This window comes from Kribbella sp. NPDC031520, from assembly GCF_055580825.1.
On the sequence record NZ_JBVIKS010000001.1, the window covers coordinates 1,293,807 to 1,311,864 of the forward strand.

Genomic DNA, 18,058 nt, shown 5'->3' on the forward strand with positions numbered 1-18,058 from the left:
CAGCTCAACCGGCGTCCTTCACCATGCCCAGCAGGGTCTGCTTGGTCACTTCGCCGACAACGCGCCCGGCGACCTTGCCGGTCTTGTCGATCACGAGTGTGGTCGGGATCGCCGCCGGCGAGATCTGCCCGCGGAACCGCAGCAGCGCCTTGCCGGCCGGGTCGTAGAGGTTCGGATACGGTACGTCGAACTCCTGGACGAACTTCTTCGCCGGGGCCGGGTCGAGGTCGCGGGTGTTCAGCCCGACGAACTGCACCGACGGCCCGAGTTCCTTGGCGGCGGCAACCAGGTCAGGCGCTTCCTTACGGCAAGGCGGGCACCAGGAGCCCCAGACGTTCAGTACGACGACCTTGCCCTTCTGGTCCGCCAAGGTCCAGGTCTTGCCGTCGAGCGTCTTGCCGGTAAGCGCGGGCGCCGCCTTGCGGTCAGCGGCCGCGAACACCGACACGTTGCCGTTGCCGCTGACGAAACCGGCCTGCCCCTGCCGGCTCTGCGCCGCCTGCTGACCGGAGCTGCACCCCGCGACGAGGAACACTCCGGCTGCCAGGACCGCCGTACGGCGCATCATCACGCGCCGCCCACGAACTTCTTCGGGTTCTTCACCGGCAGCAGGTCCTTCGCTGGCTCGGAGTATCCGACCGAGACGATCTGGTCGCCGTGGAAGGTGAACGACGTCAGGCTCGCGAGGCTGCACTGGCGTTTGCGCGGGTCGTGCGCCAGCCGGCGGCCCTCGATCGCGGACCGGACGATCCAGATCGGCAGCTGGTGCGAGACGATCAGCGCCTCGTGCCCGGCGGCCTTCTGCCGGGCGGTCTCGATCGCGTCCCGCATCCGGCGGACGAGTTGCTGGTACGGCTCGCCCCAGGACGGCTTGAACGGGTTCCGCAGCAGCCACCAGGCGCTCGGGTTCTTCAGCGCGCCGTCACCGACGCCGAACTTCTTGCCCTCGAACAGGTTCGCGGCCTCGATCACCCGCTCGTCGATGTCCGGCGTCAGCCCGAACACCTTGGCGATCGGCTCCATCGTCTCCTGGGCCCGCTCCAGCGGCGAGCTGACCAGGTGCACGATGTCGCGGCCCTTGACGTGCTCGGCGACCCGGTCGGCCATCTGCCGGCCGAGCTCGGACAGGTGGTAGTCCGGGATCCGGCCGTAGAGCACACCGGCCGGGTTGTACACCTCGCCGTGACGCATCAGGTGTACGACCGTCGTTTCGGTCACCGCTGTCCCTTCAGTTCTGTCCCGGGCTGCACCGAGGCGGCCGCGCGGGCCGCCGGTACGAGGGCCGACTCCAACGAAGCGAGCGCGTCGTCGTCGATCGCCGCACTCACGAACCAGGCCTCGAACGCGCTCGGCGGCAGGTAGACGCCGGCGTCCAGCATGGCATGGAAGAACGCCGTGAACCGGGGCAGCACCTGGGCGTTCGCCTGGGTGAAGTCCCGGATCTCGGCAGGTCCCTCCGAGGACTCCACGAAGAAGACGCTGAAGAGGTTCCCGGCCGCGGAGATGACGTGCGGCACACCTTCCTTGTCCAGTGCGGTCGACACCAGCCGCTGGATGGTGAGCGAGGTCTCGTCGAGCTTGGCGTACACCTCGTCGGTGGCCAGCCGGAGCGTGGTCAGCCCGGCGGTGGTCGCGATCGGGTTCCCGGACAGCGTGCCGGCCTGGTAGACCGAGCCCTCCGGCGCGAGGTGCGCCATCACGTCGGCGCGACCGCCGAACGCCGCGGCCGGGAAGCCGCCGCCCATCACCTTGCCGAACGTCATCAGGTCCGGCCGGACGCCGTCGACGCCGTACCAACCGGACCTGGTGATCCGGAACCCGGTCATCACCTCGTCGGAGATGAACAGTGCGCCGTTCTCCTTGCACACACGGGCAAGGAACGCGTTGAAGTTGTCCCGCGGCGGTACGACGCCCATGTTGCCCGGCGACGCTTCCGTGATCAGAGCCGCGATCTGGTCGCCGTACTCCGCGAAGGCGGCCGAGACGGCGGCCTGGTCGTTGTACGGCAGCACGATCGTGTCCGCGGTGGTCGCCTCGGTGACACCCGGCGTCCCCGGGATGCCCAGCGTCAGTACGCCGGAACCGGCCTGCGCGAGCAGGGCGTCCACGTGGCCGTGGTAGCAGCCGGCGAACTTGATGATCTTGTTCCGGCCGGTGAACCCGCGGGCCAGCCGGAGCGCGGACATCGTCGCCTCGGTCCCGGACGAAACCAGCCGGACCTTGTCCACCGGCGTCCGGGCGACGATCTCCTCGCCGAGCAGCACCTCGGTCTCGGTCGGCGTCCCGTACGACGTACCGCGGGCGACCGCGGCCTGGACGGCGGCGATCACCTCCGGGTGCGCGTGGCCGAGCAGCAGCGGGCCCCAGGAACTGACCAGGTCGAGATAGCGGTTGCCGTCGACGTCGGTCATGTGACATCCGTCACCGGAGGCCATGAAGCGCGGTACGCCGCCGACGGCGCGGAAGGCCCGTACGGGAGAGTTGACCCCGCCCGGGGTGACAGTGGAGGCCCTCTGGAAGAGCTTGGCGGACTGTTCTGTGGTGTCGGGCACGACCGCCATTGTCCCCTGCCGGCCGGACGCCCCGAAGGCAGGGGCAGGAGACATTTCGGGTCCCGATCGTTCCCGAGGGGTTCACACGGGCTTTGTTACGCGCCAGTATGGATACCCGGTGACCGGTTGTGCACGGTCTGGGTCCGGCGCGTAACCCACGCAACGGGGCGGACGTTAGACCTATCACGACGGTAAACCGGCAAAGACGCAAAGACTGTCCGCGGCGTGGGGCCGGACGAGTCGTTGAGTCACGGAGGGGAATCATCGATGGCGAAGGGCAAGCGCCGCGCCACGGGTGGCGGGTGGCGTCAGGTGGCGCCGCTGATCCCGCTGGCGCTGTTCGCGAGCGCGTTCACCGTCAGCGCCACGGACAATCCGGCGATCGCCACGGCGTCGCTGGACCACGGTCTGTCCGGGAACAACCCGGTCGTCGTACCGAAGCAGCCGATCACCGTGCCGGCGAACGTTACGGTTCCGGGCACGGTCGGGCCGGGTGTCGACCCGGGTGAGCAGCCGACCCAGGTGGTGTCCGGCCTGTCCCGCAACGGCATCCCGAACGCCGCGCTGAAGGCGTACTCCCGGGCCCAGCAGGTGCTGGCCCAGGCGGACCCGAGCTGTCACCTGCCGTGGACGCTGGTGGCCGCGATCGGCCGGGTGGAGTCCAACCACGGCCGCTTCGGCGGCAACTCGCTGAACTCGAAGGGTGTCGCCGTACCGGGTATCTACGGTCCGCGGCTGGACGGCGGGTCCGGCACGGCCCGGATCGCCGACACCGACGCGGGTGCGTTCGACGGCGACGGGGCGTTCGACCGCGCGGTCGGCCCGATGCAGTTCATCCCCGGCACCTGGCGAGCCATGGGAGTGGACGGCGACGGCGACGGCGTGCGGAACCCGCAGGACATCGACGACGCGGCGATGTCCACCGCGGTCTACCTGTGCTCCGGCAACACCGACCTGTCCAAGGCGAGCGACCTGAACGCGGCCGTGCTGCGCTACAACCACTCGCAGCAGTACGTCGACCTCGTGCTCAGCATCGCCAAGGCGTACGCCGGCGGCAGCTGGATCGCGGTTGGCAACGGTTCGTCGGGCGACGACACGGACGAGGCCGGCGACCAGATCACCGACCCGGGCGTCAACCCGCCGGCCGACAAGAACCTGCCCGAGACGACCGGCTTCCCGACGCCGCCGCCGACCAGGCCGACCGCGACGCTGACCGACGAGCGGGGCGTGACCAGGCCGACCACCGAGCCGACCCAGCGCCCGACCGCGGACAAGCCCACCGCCAAGCCGACGGTGGAGCCGACCACCACCCGGCCCACGACGACGAAGCCGACCACCAAGCCGACGACGCCGACGACGACCCCCACGACGCCCGGTGTGGCGACGCTGACGACCGCGGCCGGCCTGATCGTCGGCACCGTCGGCAGCACGCTGCAGCAACTGCAGACCGCGACGACGTACTGCCAGTCCGAGATGGCGAAGGTGACGATCACCAAGCCGACCCAGGACCAGCTGCAGAAGTGCGTCACCGCCTACCAGACCGGTGGCACGGCGGCTGTCGACCAGGTGATCCGCAACCTGCTGTCCCTGCTCGGGCTGCTGGGCGTTCTCGGCGGAGGCGTCCTCGGGAGCTGACCCCGCTCAGACAACCCCGCCCAGACAACAACACAGACCGGCGCGCCTGCCCCCACCCCTCCCTTGGCGCGCCCCTGGCGACGCCACGGAGCACCTCCCCCCGGCTTCGTGGCGTCGCCTTTTAACGTTCAGCTGACCCAGGCCCGGTCGATCCTCTGGGTGATGCTGTTCCCGATCAGGTCGGTGGCCGTCACCCGGAGGCTCGGGTAGGAACCCGCCGGAACACGTGTGCGGAACGTTCCGAAACCGCGCAGCGGGAGCTTCTGCCACGTCTTTCCGTCGAAGGAAATCTCTGCCGTCGTGCGGAAGACTTCCGCACCACGTACCCCGGGCTGGTAGCGCGGCGTCAGCTCAAGCCACCCGTCTGCGTGCTTGTAGTCGACCTGGACCAGCGGCAGTACGGCGCGGCTCTTCGCCGGCACCGACAGGAAGTGCCACTGGGTCCGCGTCGACGTCGAGGTCTTCGCCCAGCTGTTCGGGCCGCGCCGCTGGTCCAGCGTCAGGTCGTACCAGGCCGCCTTCGCCGGTACGGCGAACTGCGCGACCGACCAGTTCTTGCTCCCCAGCTCGACCCCGTTGCTGCTCAGCTTCAGGCTCGTCACGTCGCCACGGTCACCCCAGCCGAACACGCTCCGGTCGCCGCCGACGTACTGCGGAATCGCGATCCGCAGCGCGTTCTCGAACCGCGCCGGTGGCCAGCCCTGGGCCACGTCGCCTGGCGTAGCCGACAACCCTGGCACGGCAGGACGCGTCAGGGACTGCCACCACCCGCGCGTGACGTGCTCGCCCGGCCTGTACGACCGCGGGATCGTCGCTTCGAACCCGGTCTCGTTCCACTCCCCCGCGGACGTCTTCTCGTCCCACGTGACGCCCTTGACGTCGGTGACCAGGTAGTCGGTCCGCTTCACCGCGGCCGCGATGGACCGCGACGCCGACAGACCGGTCGAGATGCCCGGCAGGTGCGCGATCCGCTGGTCGCTGTGCAGCCAGAACGAGTCGTTCTGCTGGAAGTCGGTCGTCACCACGGCCGGGTTCATCCTCGCGACGTCGTACGTCAGACCGCCCTTGACGACGGACGGGCCGATCGCGACGTCGTACCGGTAGGTGCTGTCGCGGACACCGCTCAACCGCAGCGAGGCCGGGCCGTTCAGCAACGGCTTCGCCTGATCCGAGCGCAGCGTGTAGACCGGGATGCCTTGTTCGGTGCCGGTGGACCAATAGCCGGGCTCTTCGTTGTAGAGGAACACGACCTTGGCTCCGGCCGCCTTCGCGGCCTGCACCTGTGCGTTCGTCCGGTCGAACCCGCCCCACCGGATCAGCGCGATCTTGCCCTTTGCCCCGGCCAGCTCGGCGGCCGTGCCGTCCCCGCCGTTGCAGAGCGGGAGCGTCTCGTTCCCGACGTACACGGTCCTCAAGGAGCCGGAGCCTGGCGTCGGAAGCTTGCCGCCGCCGGGCAGGTTCACCGTCAGTTGCGGCTGCGCCAGGTCCCAGCGCTGCACGACCTGGAAGGTGCCGTTGGCAACCTTTCCGAAGTCCTGTACGTAGACGCCGTCAGCGATCCGGCCGTTGAACCCCCAGCCGGACACCGCGTCCCGGCTGCCGACCTTGCGATGCCACGCGACCCCGATGCTCTGCGCGTCGGCCGGCCGCGGTGTCCTGATCGTCACCTTGTGCGCGGTCCGGGCGTCGAACGTGAACGTCCGGTCGCCGTCGATCCACGCGTCCGGGTCGCCGAGCAGCGTCAGCGAGTTCGCCCAGTTCGCCTCGTCACCACCGACCGCGTACGCCATCACGCTGTAGCGGCCGGTCGGTACGTCGAGGGTCCGGCTGCCGTTCTGGTCGAACGCGATCGCGTTGACGTCGCCGGTGTCCTGGTTCCACAGCTGTACGCCGCTCGCACCGGCGGCCGTGGTCGCGGGCAGGCCGTCGCGGCCGATGGCCTTCACGGTCACCTGGTTCAGCCGGCCCCCGGCGGCGAACCCGAGGCCTGTTCGGTACGACGTACTACCGGACTTGGCCGTGACGACGCCCGCGTACTTCCCGGCCGAGGTCTTCGCCAGGTCGAGCGTGACGGTCGCGGACGCCGTACTACCGGCGGGGATGGTCAGCCGGGCTGGGCTCACCGTCAGCCCGGCCTGCACCCCCGCCGGCGATTGTGCACCGACCGACAGCGTGAGCGTCTGCGGGCGGTCCGTGTTGTTGCGGTAGGCAACGGTACGGCTGACCGGCGCGGGCGCGGTCGGACCGGTCCAGGACAGGTCGCCGAAGAACAGGTTGGCGGTGTCCGGGAGGATCTTCGGGTCGAGCGCGGCCGGGATGTCGATCAGGCCGAGGCCTTGCTGGTCGGTCCGGGCGCCGGCCGACGGTACGGCGGTCGACGCGAGCGCTGCCTTCAGTTGCGGGCCGGTCCAGTCGGGGTGGCGTTGCGCGAGGATCGCGGCAGCACCGGCAACATGCGGCGTCGCCATCGAGGTACCGCTCATCGCCGTGTAGTACTGGCCGAGGACGTGGCCCTGCTCGGTACCGGCCGCCCGGGCGGCGGCGATCTCCACGCCAGGGGCGGTCACCTCGGGCTTCAGCGCGCCGTCGCCGAGGCGCGGGCCGCGGCTGGAGAAGTTCGCCAGGTTGTCGTTCTGGTCGACGGCGCCGACGGTCAGCGCCTCGGACGCGGCGCCTGGGGAGCCGACGGTCTCCTCGGCGCCCGAGTTGCCGGCCGCGATCACGAACAGCGCGCCACTCGACTTCGCCAGCCGGTCGACGGCCTCGCTCATCGGGTCGGTACCGTCGGACGGCAGCCCGCCGAGGCTCATACTGATCACCTTCGCGCCCTGCTGGACGGCCCACTCCATCCCGGCGATCGCCTCGGAGTCGTACCCGCCGCCGCTGTTCTCGAGCACCTTGCCGATCAGCAGTTCGGCCCCGGGCGCCACACCCTTCCGTTTGCCGTCGGACGCCGTACCGAGGCCCGCGACGATGGATGCGGTGTGCGTACCGTGGCCGTGCAGGTCCTGCACCGCCTCGTCCGGTACGAAGCTCTGCGACGCGACGACCTGCTTGGCCAGGTCGGGGTGCCCGGCGTCGTAGCCGGTGTCGAGTACGGCGACCTTCACACCGTGGCCGTCGTACCCCTGCTTCCAGGCCGCCGGAGCGCCGATCTGCTGCAGTGACTGCTCGTCGGTGGTGTGGGTGCGGCCGTCGAGCCAGATCTTGCTGACCTCGCTCGACTTGAACGTGGTCGGTCCGCTGATGCCGGCCCAGAAGGTCTTCGCATCTGCCTTCTTCACGGTCACCGCGGTGCTTCCGACGCTGGGAAGGGTACGGCGGAGCGTCGCGGCGCTGCTGTGCAACGTCGTGGAGCCCGTGATGAGCAAGGGCAGCTGGCTGCTGCTCGCGTCGTCGTATCCCTGGGCGGCGAGCTCCGTCAGGTTGAACAGGCGCTTGTCGAGGCGGCCTGCGGACAGGAGCGCGTACGCGTCAGCGGGGACAACGGTCAGGTCGCCGTCGAAGGCACCGAAGTAGTACGGCTCGTCGCCGAGCAGGCGGGCCGAGGACTGGCCGTTGGCGCTGGTGGTCAGCTCGGCGACGTCGCCGGTGACCAGGGTGATGCGTTTGGTGCTCGCACCGGGCGTCGCCTGGACGCCCGGTGCGAGCTGGGTGGGTGGAACCGTGTTCGCCGCGGTGGCCGGCAGCAGCAGGGAACTGGCGACCACCGCGGCGAACAGACCCGTCGCGGCTCGGGACAATCGGGCGGCTACTTTTGCGTGCGGCACGAGGCACCTCCCGATGCCTCGACCCACGCGAGGCCATCGGCAGGAGCCTCACAGTTGCCCTGGGCCCCAGTCCACCACTCTCACTGACCTACATCCGCCATGACCGGTTCTGGTCAGGCTGGGTCAGACGGGGTCAGTCAAAGCGCTTCGCGACGTTCTCGACCCGCTCCAGCAGGTCCAGGTCGTACGCGACGCCCGGCACGTAGAAGATCACGTAGTCGGCGCCCGCCTCGAGGGCCGCGTCGACCTTGTCGGCGATCTCGTCCTCGGTGGCGATGAAGTTGTCCCGGTCGAACTTCTCCCGGTTCATCGGGCCGAGCGCCTTCTCGGTCGCCTTCTGCGGGTCGTCGCCCTTGTCGATCGGGAAGACGTTCAGCCCAGTCGACTTGATGATCTCGTCGTAGTCGCGACCGATCTTGCGGCAGTGCTCGCGGAGGATGTCGCACTTCTCCTTGATCACCTCGGGGTTGCCGCCGCCGATGTTCGCCGCGTCGGCGTACTGCGCGACCAGCTTCAGCGTCACCTTCGGGCCGCCGCCGCCGATCCAGAAGCTCGGGTGCGGCTTGCGGACACCCTTCGGCTCGTTGATCGGCGCGTCGATCGAGTAGTACTTGCCGTCGTAGACCGGCTTGTCCTCGGTCCACATCTTGTAGATGATCTCGGTCGCCTCGCGGAACGCCGCCATCCGCTCCGGTACGTCGGTCCACTCGTAGCCGTACGCCTTCCACTCGTGCTCGTACCAGCCCGCGCCGATCCCGGCGTACAGGCGGCCGTGGCTGGCGACGTCGACGGTGGACGCGATCTTCGCGTACAGCGCCGGGTTGCGGTACCCGTTGCAGCCGACCATCTGGCCGATGTTCACCCGCTTAGTGTCGCGGGCCAGCGCGGCGGTCGCGCTCCAGCACTCGAACGTGGTGTTGTCACTCGGCTCCGGCACCGTGTGGAAGTGGTCGAACAGCCAGATCGAGTCCCAGGACTGCTCGTCGGCCCTCTTGGCGACGTCCGTCATCGCCTCCCACTGCTCGATCGGATCGGCGATCCCGGCCAGATCCATCTTCCAGCCCTGCGGTACGAATACCCCGAAACGTGAAGTCATGCCGCCATCCTTTCGACAGATGGCGGCATCGGTCCATGAATCCGAGTACTGAATTCGTTCTCAATCGGACCACTACGACTTCTTAATTCATTGGGTACTGAGGACTCCCGCTCCGGTTTCGGGGCCGGTGCGCGCTACGGCGCGGGCCGAGAGGATCGTGGTCAACCCGATCGGGGCGAGGTGGCCACCGAACTCCTGCCGGGTCAAGGCGGCGACACCGGCCGCGGTCGGCGCGGAGGCCGACGTACCGAAGAAGCGGCAGGCGCCCTGGGTCGTGGTCGGGCAGGTACCGGAGCCGAAGCCGCCGGCGCCGCTGACCGATTCACCGTCCGCGGCGAGCCAGTTCGGTGCCGGGAAGCTCAGGCCGCCTCCGCCGGAGATGCCGCGGCACGGGCCGGGCGTGTTGCCCGGGCAGCGGGTCGTGGTCAGGAACTGCACCGGCCCGGCGGCGCTGTACGTCTCCACCGGGGTGGTTGCCGGGTCGGTCGAGACGCTCGAGTTCACCGCGCCGGCGCTGGTGGCGAAGTACGTGTAGTTGGAGTCCGGGTTCAGCGAACCGGCCCGGTCCGGCGGGTCGAGCGTCTGCACACCCGCCGCCAGCGCCCGCCAGCGCAGGTCCAGGACCGGCGGCCGGACAGCGGACGAGGTGCCCTGGACGTCGACGACGAGCTTCGCCTTCTGCGGCGCAGACGTCTTGTTGGTGTAGTCGAACTGCTCGATAGTGTCGCCGACGCCGTTCGCCTGGACGTTGTTGCTGACCGCGAGGCACTTGGTGCCGGTCTCGTCCATCAGGTACAGGTTCAGGTCGGTGAAACCGCCCTGGCCCGCGGTCGGGTAGATCGCCCGCGGCTCGCTCCACTGCAGCGTCGGCATGATCCGCGCGCCGGGCAGCAGGTTCAGGTCGTACGACGTGTCGTCGCCGCGGAGCTTCACGACGTTGTCGGGATTCGTCGGGCAATTCGTGTACGGCCCGGTCGCACCGTCGGCGCCCTTGCCGGTACCGATCGCCGTCACCCGCGGCGCGTGCCGGGCACCGAGGTTGCCGGCCGACGAGCTGATGAAGATCCCGTGCTTGGCCAGCGCCTCCGCGGTCGCGGCGGTGATGCCCTGCTGGAAGGCCGGCTCGTCGTCGATCGCGATGTCCTCGGCGATCATCGACACGCCGGCGTTGGCGAGCGTGTGGAACGCTTCGACGTACTGCGCGGTGGTGTCCTGCGCGCTGGCGAACGCGAGCTTCGCGCCCGGCGCCATGTCGTGGATGATCTCCAGCATCGCGGTGCCCTCGTCGTCGGTGTACGACGCGGCCTGCTGGAGAACCTGCACATCCGCCGGGAGCTCACCGGCGGCGATCGCGTCGGCGATATGGTCCACGTCGCCGGAGATCGCGCCGACCTTCTGGCCGCGCCCGGTCAGGCCACGAGCCTGAGCCTGGTCCGCCTTGTGCAGCTGCACACCTTCGGCCGTCACCGGCCCGACATCCACAGCCGGCCGGATCGTCGGCCGCAACGCGGTCACCCAGGGCAATGCCGCCACGGCGTCGAGCTTGTCGTACGGCACCTGTGCCAACACAAGCCCGGTACTGGGCAGGTCGACGCCCGGCACACTCTTGAAGTCCGCGGAGTTCGACTCCACCGACACGCCAAGTGCGCTGAGCTCGCTCTGCTGCTGAGCGTCCACCGGCGCCGCGGCATAAACCTGCACCCCTAGCCGACCGTTGCCCTGCACACCCAACGATCGAGCCTGCTGCTCTCCAGCGACCTTCGCCGCCTGCCGCAGCAACGACGGCACCTTCCCAGCCATATCCGGCGGCGACGCGGCGGTGGCGGGCTGCACCACCGCCACCACAGCCAACGGAACCACCAACATCACCGAACTGAACACATAGCGAAGCTTCATCCGATGTCCTCTCCCCCACCCCGAGCGGTCGCGACCCACAGTCATCTACCCACCGGTCACCTGTCCAGTCCTTACCGGCAGGAGAGCACGGATCGTAAAGTAACGGCCGGAAGAGTTGCTCTGGTCTAGACAGCCGTTCGGGAACGCAGCCGGCGGAGCATCCGGGGGTCCTCGAACCCGACGGTCCGGGCGGCCGCCTCGACGGTGCTGCCGTGGCCGATCAGGTGCTCGGCGCGTTCGACGCGCAGCAGTTGCTGGTACTTCAGCGGGGTCAGCCCGGTGGCGGTGCTGAAGATGCGGGTCAGGGTACGTTCGCTGACGCCGACCTCGCCGGCGAGATCGCCGAGCGGCAGCTTGTCGGCGTACCGGGCATCGATCACGTCCTGCACCCGATGGGCCAGGTCGCTCAGGTGGTCGCGGTACCGGAGCATCGCGGACTCCTGCAGCTCGTCGCCGTTGCGCCGGGCGTAGACGACCATCTCGCGCGCGACCCGGGCGGCCGCCTCGGCGCCGCGACCGGCCGCGACCAGGTGCAGCGCGAGGTCGATCCCGCTCGCGATACCGGCGGAGGTGATCACCCGGTCGTCCTCGACGTACAGCACGTCCCGGACCATGGTCGCCCGCGGGTAGCGGGCGGCCAGCTCGTCGGTCAGGTCGTGGTGGGTGGTGAACCGCCGCCCGTCGAGCAGGCCGGCCCAGCCGAGCGCGTCGGCGCCCGAGCAGACGCTGGCCACCGTCCCGCCGCGGGTGTGATGCGCATGGAGCCGCTGCCGGAACTCCGGACCGATCGGCGGCTCCGGCGACAACCGCGGCGACCGCCAGCCCGGTACGACGATCAGGTCGCCCGGACCGAGCTCCGGCCACACCGACTGCGCCCGCAACGGCACGCCCTGAGCCGTCGCGACCTCGTCGGATTCGGCCACGTACGAGACGTCGTATCCGTACCCGAAGTCCTTCGCCGTACTGAACACCTGCGCCGGCCCGGCCAGATCCAGTAAGTGGAGCCGGGGCACCAGTACGAAGACGACGCGAGTAGGGCGCATTCGGTCAGGATGCCACGGGTACGGCGGTGAGCTCGTCGAGGGTACGGATCGTGGCGAACCGGCCGGCGAGCACGTACTCGGTCCGCTCGGCGACCTGGTCGGCGGTCAGCGTCCGCGGGTCGGCGAGGATCTCCTCGACGCTCGCCTGCTCCCGGATCGACCAGTGCGCCAGCGCCATCGTCGCGGTCGCCTCGGTGACGAACACGACGTCGTACCCGAGGTCGGATCCGACGCGGGCGGTGGTCTCGCAGCACTGCTCGGTCCGGATACCGCAGACGACGATTTCGGACACGCCGTGCTGGGTCAGACACTGCTGCAGATTCGTTGTGGTGAAGGCGTTGTGCGACGTTTTCGTGATGACGGTTTCCGTCGGCAACGGTTCGAGTCCGTCGATCAGCCGGACGTGTCCCTCGGCCGGATCGAACGCACCGCCGGTACCCGGTTCGGTGTGCAGCACCCAGACGACGAGGTCGCCCATGTCCCGGGCCGCGCGGACCAGCCGGTCCACGCGCGAGGCGATGTCCGGGTGGTTCACCAGCTGCCAGTTCGGGCGGACCCGGAACGATTCCTGGACGTCGATCACGATCAGTGCGGTTCGGCTCATGCCTCCATCCTGCGTGCGGACGACCGTACCGCTGAAGGCTCGATCGGGGCTGCGAGCGGACCGATCTGGTCACGCCTCGACATTCCGGCAAGAGATCGGACGAATTCACACTGTTCCGAACTGTTCCAAACACCGGTATGGCGCGCTTATCGTGCCGAGGTCAGGCTTGTACAACGATTGAGGGGATTGCGATGCCCGATCACCTGCCCCGCCGCGAGGTCCTCCGGACCGCCGGCGCCCTGGGCCTCGGTGCTGCCGCCGCGGGCGCTCTCAGCAGCACCGCGGAAGCGGCCACCCGAACCGCCGCCCGATCCGGCACCGGCAGTGGTGCGCCGGATAAGTTGCACGGTATGGGCGCACATCACGGCAAGCTCGAGATCCGCAAGGACCCGTTCGGCACCACCCCGGACGGCCAGGCGGTGGACGTGTACACGTTCACCAACGGACGGATGACGATCTCGATGCTCACCTGGGGCGCGACGATCCAGCGGGTCGAGACGCCGGACCGCCGCGGCCACATCGAGAACATCAGCCTCGGCTTCGACAACCTGCCGGACTACGCGAAGCTCAGCCCGTACTTCGGCGCCACCATCGGCCGGTACGGCAACCGGATCGCCAAGGGCAAGTTCACCCTCGACGGGGTGACGTACCAGATCCCGGTCAACAACGGCGAGAACGCGTTGCACGGCGGCACGATCGGCTTCGACAAGAAGGTCTGGAAGGCGAAGGTCGTACACGACGACACGTCGGTCGGCGTCGCGTTCACCTACGTCAGCCCGGACGGCGAGATGGGCTTCCCCGGTGAGCTCACCAGCACCGTCACGTACACGCTGGACCGGCACGACAACCTGCGGATCGACTACCACGCGACCGTGGCCGGCAAGGCGACGATCGTCAACCTGACCAACCACGTGTACTTCAACCTGCTCGGCGAGGGCAACGGCACGATCTACGACCACGTGCTCGAGCTGAACACGCCGAAGTACACGCCGGTCGACGCGGAGCTGATCCCGACCGGCGAGATCGTCCCGGTCGCCGGTACGCCGTTCGACTTCAGCAAGCCGACCGCGATCGGCCTGCGGCTGCGTGGCGACCACCAGCAGTTGGTCTTCGGCCGCGGGTACGACCACAACTTCGTCATCGGCGGGCACCCGGACAGCAACGGCATGCGACTTGCGGGCCGGTTCTGGGAACCCGAGCACGGCCGCACCATCGAGGTACACACCGACCAGCCGGGCGTGCAGTTCTACAGCGGCAACTTCCTCGACGGCACGTTCCTCGGCATCGGCAAGAAGGCCTACCGCCAGGGCGACGCGTTCGCGTTCGAGACCCAGCACTTCCCCGACTCCCCGAACCACGACACCTTCCCGTCCACCGTCCTCCGCCCCGGCGAGACGTACCAGAGCACCACGATCTACTCGTTCGGCGCCAAGTAGCCCGGACGCCCAGGCCATCACAATCGCTCCGCCGATGCCCGGCCCCGCCTGGCGCGGCCGCGCGGCCGCGATTGTGATGGCCTGGCGGTCCGCCCCCGACGCGCCGGACTCGCAAGCAAGGGTCACCTAACCTGCCTAGGGTTGGGGCCATGGTGCTGGAGATTCCGTTCGAGGACGCGTTTCGGTTCGATCCGTCGCCGACGTTCGCGGAGCTCAGGGAGGGCTGCCCGGTCGCCCGGGTTCGAACTCTGGCGGGGGCCGAGGTCTGGCTGGTGACGCGGTACGACGACGTGAAGCTGGTGCTGGCCGACCCGAGGTTCTCGCGGGCCGCGGTGGTCAAGCAGGGCGCGCCGCGGGTGGCGCTGGCCAAGCCGATGCCGAACAGCCTGACCACGACCGACCCGCCGGAGCACACCCGGCTGCGACGGTTGGTCGTACCAACGTTCGCGCACCGGAGGATCGAGCGCACCCGGCCGTGGGTCGCGGAGCTGTCCGCGCAGCTCGCCGAGGACGTCGCGCGAGCGGGCGACGGCGCCGACATCCGGCAGCTGGTCGCGCTGCCGTTGCCGATCCAGGTGATCTGCCAGCTGCTCGGCGTACCGTACGCGGACCGCGCGCAGTTCCGGGAGTGGACCGAGCTCGGGTACAGCATGAAGATGGCCGAGAAGGATCTGGTCGAGGACGCGATGACCAACCTGACCGCGTACATCGAGGAGCTGGTCACGCGCAAACTCGCCAACACCGCGGCGCCGCCCGAGGACCTGCTCGACGAGCTGGTCCGGGCCCGCGAGGAGGGTGACCGGCTCAGCCAGGAGGAGTTGATTGCCTTCGGCGTCAACCTGCTGGTCGCGGGTCACGAGACGTCGGCGAACCAGATCTCCAGCTGCGTCGCGACCCTTTTGCGCTGGCCCGCCAACTGGGCACGGCTGGTGGACGAGCCGGACCTGATCCCGTCCGCGATCGAGGAGCTGCTGCGGTTCAACCGGTTCAGCGAGGTCGGCCAATTGCGGGTCGCGCTCGAGGACGTCGAGTTGCACGGCGTCCGGATCAAGGCCGGTGAGGGGGTGATGGCGGCGCTCAACTCGGCGAACCGGGACCCGCGGGCGTACGACGCACCGGACGAGCTGCGGATCGACCGGAAGGACAACAAGCACCTGTCCTTCGGTTTCGGACCGCACTTCTGCCTCGGGGCACAACTGGCGCGGATCGAACTGCAGGAATCGCTGCTGGCGTTGGTCCGGCGGTTCCCGCGGATGAGCCTCGCGAAGCCGGCCGAAGAACTCGAATGGCGTCCCGTGCTGGTCAGCGGTCTCGCAGAACTGCCGGTGAACCTTGGAGGTCCACCGGCAGCCGGGTGAATCAGTTCTGCGACGTGAACACCAGACCGTGCTCTGCTTCGTACTGCTCGATGAACCGGGTCGCCATCGGCTCACTGCAGTTGATGGCGATGGCCAGGTTCTTGGCGGTGCGCTCGTGGCCCTCCGGCCAATCGGCCAGCATGTTCCAAGCGCGCATGCGCCTCTTCTCCAGGTCGGTCGGCTCCGGCTTGTCCTCCTCCGGCTCGGCCGGTACGACGACGGGGTCGGGCAGCACCGGCTCGACCTTCGGGGTGGTGATCAGCGCCGGCGGTTGCGGGTCGGCGGGTGCGGCGAACGGCGACGGCGGCTTCGGCTTCTCCACCAGCGGCTCGGCCTTCGGCTGCGGGGCGAACGGCTTCAGGCTGCTCGGCGTACCGTTCACGACGTGCTGCGGCTCGCTCTCGTCCTCGACGACGACCGCCTCGGACACGTTCCCGCTGTCGGCCGGGTCCTGGTCGACGATCGCCATCAGCTCGCCGGTCCACGCGTCGTCGTCCCGCAGTCCTACCCCGGTGCCGTCCGCCCGCCGCGGCTGACCGCCTTCGAGCACCCAGACCGCGGCCGGTACGGCGGGACGCTCCTCGGGCTCCGGCGGCGGCGAGATCGCCTTGGTCAGCTTGTTGGTGATGACCTCGTAGTTGATCCGCTCCTCGAGCATCCCGGCCAACCGGTCCGGGTCGTACGTCGTCTCGGCGATCTTCGCCAGCCGCTCGTCCTGGTGCTCGGAACGGATGTACTCCGCGACGGTGCCGGCGATCGCCTCGCGACGACTCCGGTTGCGGATCTGGTGCTGGGCCGCACGCAGGCTCTCGTACAGGCCGTAGCCGTGCTCGATCGCGAGCGACCGCGCGAGCCAGGTGACCCGCGGTTCGCGGGCCCACTGCACGAGGCCGTAGACCGGACCGGTCTCGCGCATCTGCCCGGCACGGCGCAAGGCATCACGACGGCGGGCCGAGCTGTGGATCAGCCAGAGCACGTAGGCGAACGCGGACAGGCCACCGAAGCCGAAGGCCAGGAACCGTTCCTCGGGACGCCAGTGCCCGACCACGTTGAAGACGACCGCGACGAGCGCCGCGAAGAACGACATCGCGCGGTACGCGTAGGCCTGCTCACCCTTGCGGCGGCGCAGGTCGGCGAGCGCCGCGGTGGCGACGCCACCGAGCTCGAGGACCGCGACCGCCGGGGTGACCAGGATGATCTTGAGCAACGGCGAGAAGCCGTCGCTCGGCCAGGGGATGTGGGTCACGCCGGCCCAGACTTGGCCGACCAGCGCCGCGGCTGCCGCGGTCGCGTAGAAAGCGTAGGCGACTTTGTCCGCACCGGTGAGGGGTACGTTGACCAGTTCGCCAGTACTGGTTGTGCTGGTGTTCTCCTGCAAGACGTGCTCTCCTGACCGGTTTGGGCTCTCCGGCAGTTCGTCGGGTGGGTGGTACGGCGGCCCCCATAGCGCGCTGCACGAGGCTACCGGTTCCCGGCCCCGAAAGGGGAGGCGAATCCGGAAACGTCTCGAACGTCCCCAGTCTTACCGCACTTCTAACCTCACAGTTCAAACGAATGGATTCCCCGGAAGGTCACAGAAAATGTCAATCGGTCGTCCAGGGAGCGCCGATCTCGCTGAAGAGCGCTAGCTCGTCCGAGGCGCGGTCGATCCATTCCTCGACGTCTCGGACGATCGGCCGGCGGTCCAGGCCTTCGTCTTCCCAGTCGATCAGATCGGGGTTGATTTCGGTCGGGTCCGGTGCGGTGCGGACCGCCTCGACGACGCGGGTGAAGCCGCCTGTCGCCTGCAGTGGGACGTAGAGCGGTACGGCCGGGTCGGCGCGGTGCGCCAGGAGGTTCTCGAGCAGGTCGGCGCGGCCGTACTTCGTGTTGTCGATCAGGTCGGACTGGTAGCTCAGTACCGCGCGGCGCTTCGAGCCGTGGACGATGACCGAGGCGTCGAGGTGTTCGGTCGCGCAGAGCGTGACCGCGATCAGGATCGGCGTACCGCGGGTGGTCGTGATCCGGACCGACGAGGTGTCGTCGGACTCGATCGGGTTCGCGCGGTACAGCTCGGTCTCGATCGACCGTACGTCGTCCACGCCGGTCGACCCGTCCAGCAACAGGGCGGCGGCGGTCGCGTGCGCGAGCGGGTTCGTCACCGCGCCGTCGACGACGTCGACCCCGTCGAGGTGGCGGCGGCCGGACCAGCGGGCGCGCTGGAAGTACCGCGCCGTCCGCACCCATTTGCCGGTCGCGCTGATGCCGTGGATCTCGCCGAGCTCGCCGTCGGCGATCATCGACCGCAGCTTCAGCGTGGCCTCGGACGCCTGCGCCTGGAAGCCGACCTGGAGCGCGCGGCCGGTTTCCTTCACCACCGCGGACAGCTGCTCGAACTCGGCCAGCGACGCCGTCGGCGGTTTCTCCAGCAGTACGTCGGCACCCGCGCGCATCGCCAGCTCCGCCAGCGGGACGTGGGTCTGGATCGGCGTACAGATCACCACCACGTCGACCTCTGTAGCGCCCAGCAGGTCCTCCAGGCCGGCGAAGACCCGGACACTCGCCGGCAGGTCCCCGCCGCCGAGTGGATCGGCGACGGCGACCAGCTCGGCGTTGTCCAAACGGATGACGTTGCGAACGTGGGAGGCGCCGTGGCCGTGGATTCCCACCACGGCCACGCGGACTCCCG

Annotated in this window: 13 protein-coding genes; 3 read left to right on the forward strand and 10 right to left on the reverse strand. The window is 69.2% G+C overall.

The window, feature by feature from the left end; translation table 11 throughout:
- Nucleotides 1-4: 4 nt before the first annotated feature.
- From ACZ5BU_RS06505 to hemL, 3 genes are read right to left on the reverse strand one after another with little or no spacing between them, the layout of a single operon-like run.
- Nucleotides 5-568: a TlpA family protein disulfide reductase gene (locus ACZ5BU_RS06505; protein ID WP_465696031.1), complete on the reverse strand. Its 564-nt coding sequence runs from the start codon at nt 566-568 to the stop codon at nt 5-7.
- A complete protein-coding gene (locus ACZ5BU_RS06510) occupies nt 568-1,218 on the reverse strand; it encodes a histidine phosphatase family protein (protein ID WP_465696033.1) in 651 nt (216 codons plus the stop codon). The genes ACZ5BU_RS06505 and ACZ5BU_RS06510 overlap by 1 nt, the downstream gene beginning before the upstream one ends.
- On the reverse strand, nt 1,215-2,561 hold the full coding sequence (hemL, locus tag ACZ5BU_RS06515) for a glutamate-1-semialdehyde 2,1-aminomutase (RefSeq protein WP_465696035.1): 1,347 nt from the start codon (nt 2,559-2,561) through the stop codon (nt 1,215-1,217). The genes ACZ5BU_RS06510 and hemL overlap by 4 nt, the downstream gene beginning before the upstream one ends.
- A 258-nt stretch (nt 2,562-2,819) precedes the next feature.
- On the opposite strand from hemL, the gene ACZ5BU_RS06520 reads away from it, so the two are divergent.
- Nucleotides 2,820-4,187 carry a lytic transglycosylase domain-containing protein gene (locus tag ACZ5BU_RS06520; protein WP_465696037.1) on the forward strand — a complete coding sequence of 456 codons (1,368 nt, stop codon included), beginning with the start codon at nt 2,820-2,822 and terminating at the stop codon, nt 4,185-4,187.
- A 128-nt stretch (nt 4,188-4,315) separates the two neighbouring features.
- On the opposite strand, the gene ACZ5BU_RS06525 is transcribed toward ACZ5BU_RS06520, so the two are convergent.
- The 5 genes from ACZ5BU_RS06525 to ACZ5BU_RS06545 form a co-directional block, all read right to left on the reverse strand.
- Nucleotides 4,316-7,957 carry a S8 family peptidase gene (locus ACZ5BU_RS06525; RefSeq protein ID WP_465696039.1) on the reverse strand — a complete coding sequence of 1,214 codons (3,642 nt, stop codon included), beginning with the start codon at nt 7,955-7,957 and terminating at the stop codon, nt 4,316-4,318.
- 133 nt (nt 7,958-8,090) lie between these two features.
- Nucleotides 8,091-9,053, reverse strand: a complete 963-nt coding sequence (locus ACZ5BU_RS06530) for an LLM class F420-dependent oxidoreductase (RefSeq protein WP_465696041.1) — start codon at nt 9,051-9,053, stop codon at nt 8,091-8,093.
- A gap of 87 nt (nt 9,054-9,140) precedes the next feature.
- Nucleotides 9,141-10,949 (reverse strand): S8/S53 family peptidase, encoded by a 1,809-nt coding sequence (locus tag ACZ5BU_RS06535; protein WP_465696042.1) that lies wholly within the window; start codon nt 10,947-10,949, stop codon nt 9,141-9,143.
- A gap of 125 nt (nt 10,950-11,074) precedes the next feature.
- Nucleotides 11,075-11,992, reverse strand: a complete 918-nt coding sequence (locus tag ACZ5BU_RS06540) for a GlxA family transcriptional regulator (protein WP_465696044.1) — start codon at nt 11,990-11,992, stop codon at nt 11,075-11,077.
- Nucleotides 11,993-11,996: 4 nt separating this feature from the next.
- Nucleotides 11,997-12,596: an isochorismatase family protein gene (locus ACZ5BU_RS06545; protein WP_465696046.1), complete on the reverse strand. Its 600-nt coding sequence runs from the start codon at nt 12,594-12,596 to the stop codon at nt 11,997-11,999.
- Nucleotides 12,597-12,787: 191 nt separating this feature from the next.
- Between ACZ5BU_RS06545 and ACZ5BU_RS06550 the strand changes: the two genes are divergently transcribed.
- Nucleotides 12,788-14,032 (forward strand): aldose epimerase family protein, encoded by a 1,245-nt coding sequence (locus tag ACZ5BU_RS06550; protein WP_465696047.1) that lies wholly within the window; start codon nt 12,788-12,790, stop codon nt 14,030-14,032.
- A gap of 149 nt (nt 14,033-14,181) precedes the next feature.
- On the forward strand, nt 14,182-15,390 hold the full coding sequence (locus tag ACZ5BU_RS06555; protein WP_465696048.1) for a cytochrome P450: 1,209 nt from the start codon (nt 14,182-14,184) through the stop codon (nt 15,388-15,390).
- Between the two features lies 1 nt (nt 15,391).
- Here ACZ5BU_RS06555 and ACZ5BU_RS06560 read toward each other — a convergent pair whose 3' ends face one another.
- Both ACZ5BU_RS06560 and ACZ5BU_RS06565 read right to left on the reverse strand, forming a co-directional pair.
- Complete coding sequence (locus tag ACZ5BU_RS06560; RefSeq protein ID WP_465696050.1) at nt 15,392-16,768, reverse strand: hypothetical protein; 1,377 nt, start codon at nt 16,766-16,768, stop codon at nt 15,392-15,394.
- A gap of 205 nt (nt 16,769-16,973) precedes the next feature.
- On the reverse strand, nt 16,974-18,047 hold the full coding sequence (locus ACZ5BU_RS06565; RefSeq protein ID WP_465696051.1) for a Gfo/Idh/MocA family protein: 1,074 nt from the start codon (nt 18,045-18,047) through the stop codon (nt 16,974-16,976).
- Nucleotides 18,048-18,058: the final 11 nt, after the last annotated feature.

Coding starts and splice junctions, on each gene's coding strand:
- hemL (WP_465696035.1), bottom strand. CDS start 2,561: ATGGCGGTCGTGCCCGACACCACAGAACAGTCCGCCAAGCTCTTCCAG.
- ACZ5BU_RS06540 (WP_465696044.1), bottom strand. CDS start 11,992: ATGCGCCCTACTCGCGTCGTCTTCGTACTGGTGCCCCGGCTCCACTTA.
- ACZ5BU_RS06505 (WP_465696031.1), bottom strand. CDS start 568: ATGATGCGCCGTACGGCGGTCCTGGCAGCCGGAGTGTTCCTCGTCGCG.
- ACZ5BU_RS06535 (WP_465696042.1), bottom strand. CDS start 10,949: ATGAAGCTTCGCTATGTGTTCAGTTCGGTGATGTTGGTGGTTCCGTTG.
- ACZ5BU_RS06530 (WP_465696041.1), bottom strand. CDS start 9,053: ATGACTTCACGTTTCGGGGTATTCGTACCGCAGGGCTGGAAGATGGAT.
- ACZ5BU_RS06545 (WP_465696046.1), bottom strand. CDS start 12,596: ATGAGCCGAACCGCACTGATCGTGATCGACGTCCAGGAATCGTTCCGG.
- ACZ5BU_RS06550 (WP_465696047.1), top strand. CDS start 12,788: ATGCCCGATCACCTGCCCCGCCGCGAGGTCCTCCGGACCGCCGGCGCC.
- ACZ5BU_RS06555 (WP_465696048.1), top strand. CDS start 14,182: ATGGTGCTGGAGATTCCGTTCGAGGACGCGTTTCGGTTCGATCCGTCG.
- ACZ5BU_RS06520 (WP_465696037.1), top strand. CDS start 2,820: ATGGCGAAGGGCAAGCGCCGCGCCACGGGTGGCGGGTGGCGTCAGGTG.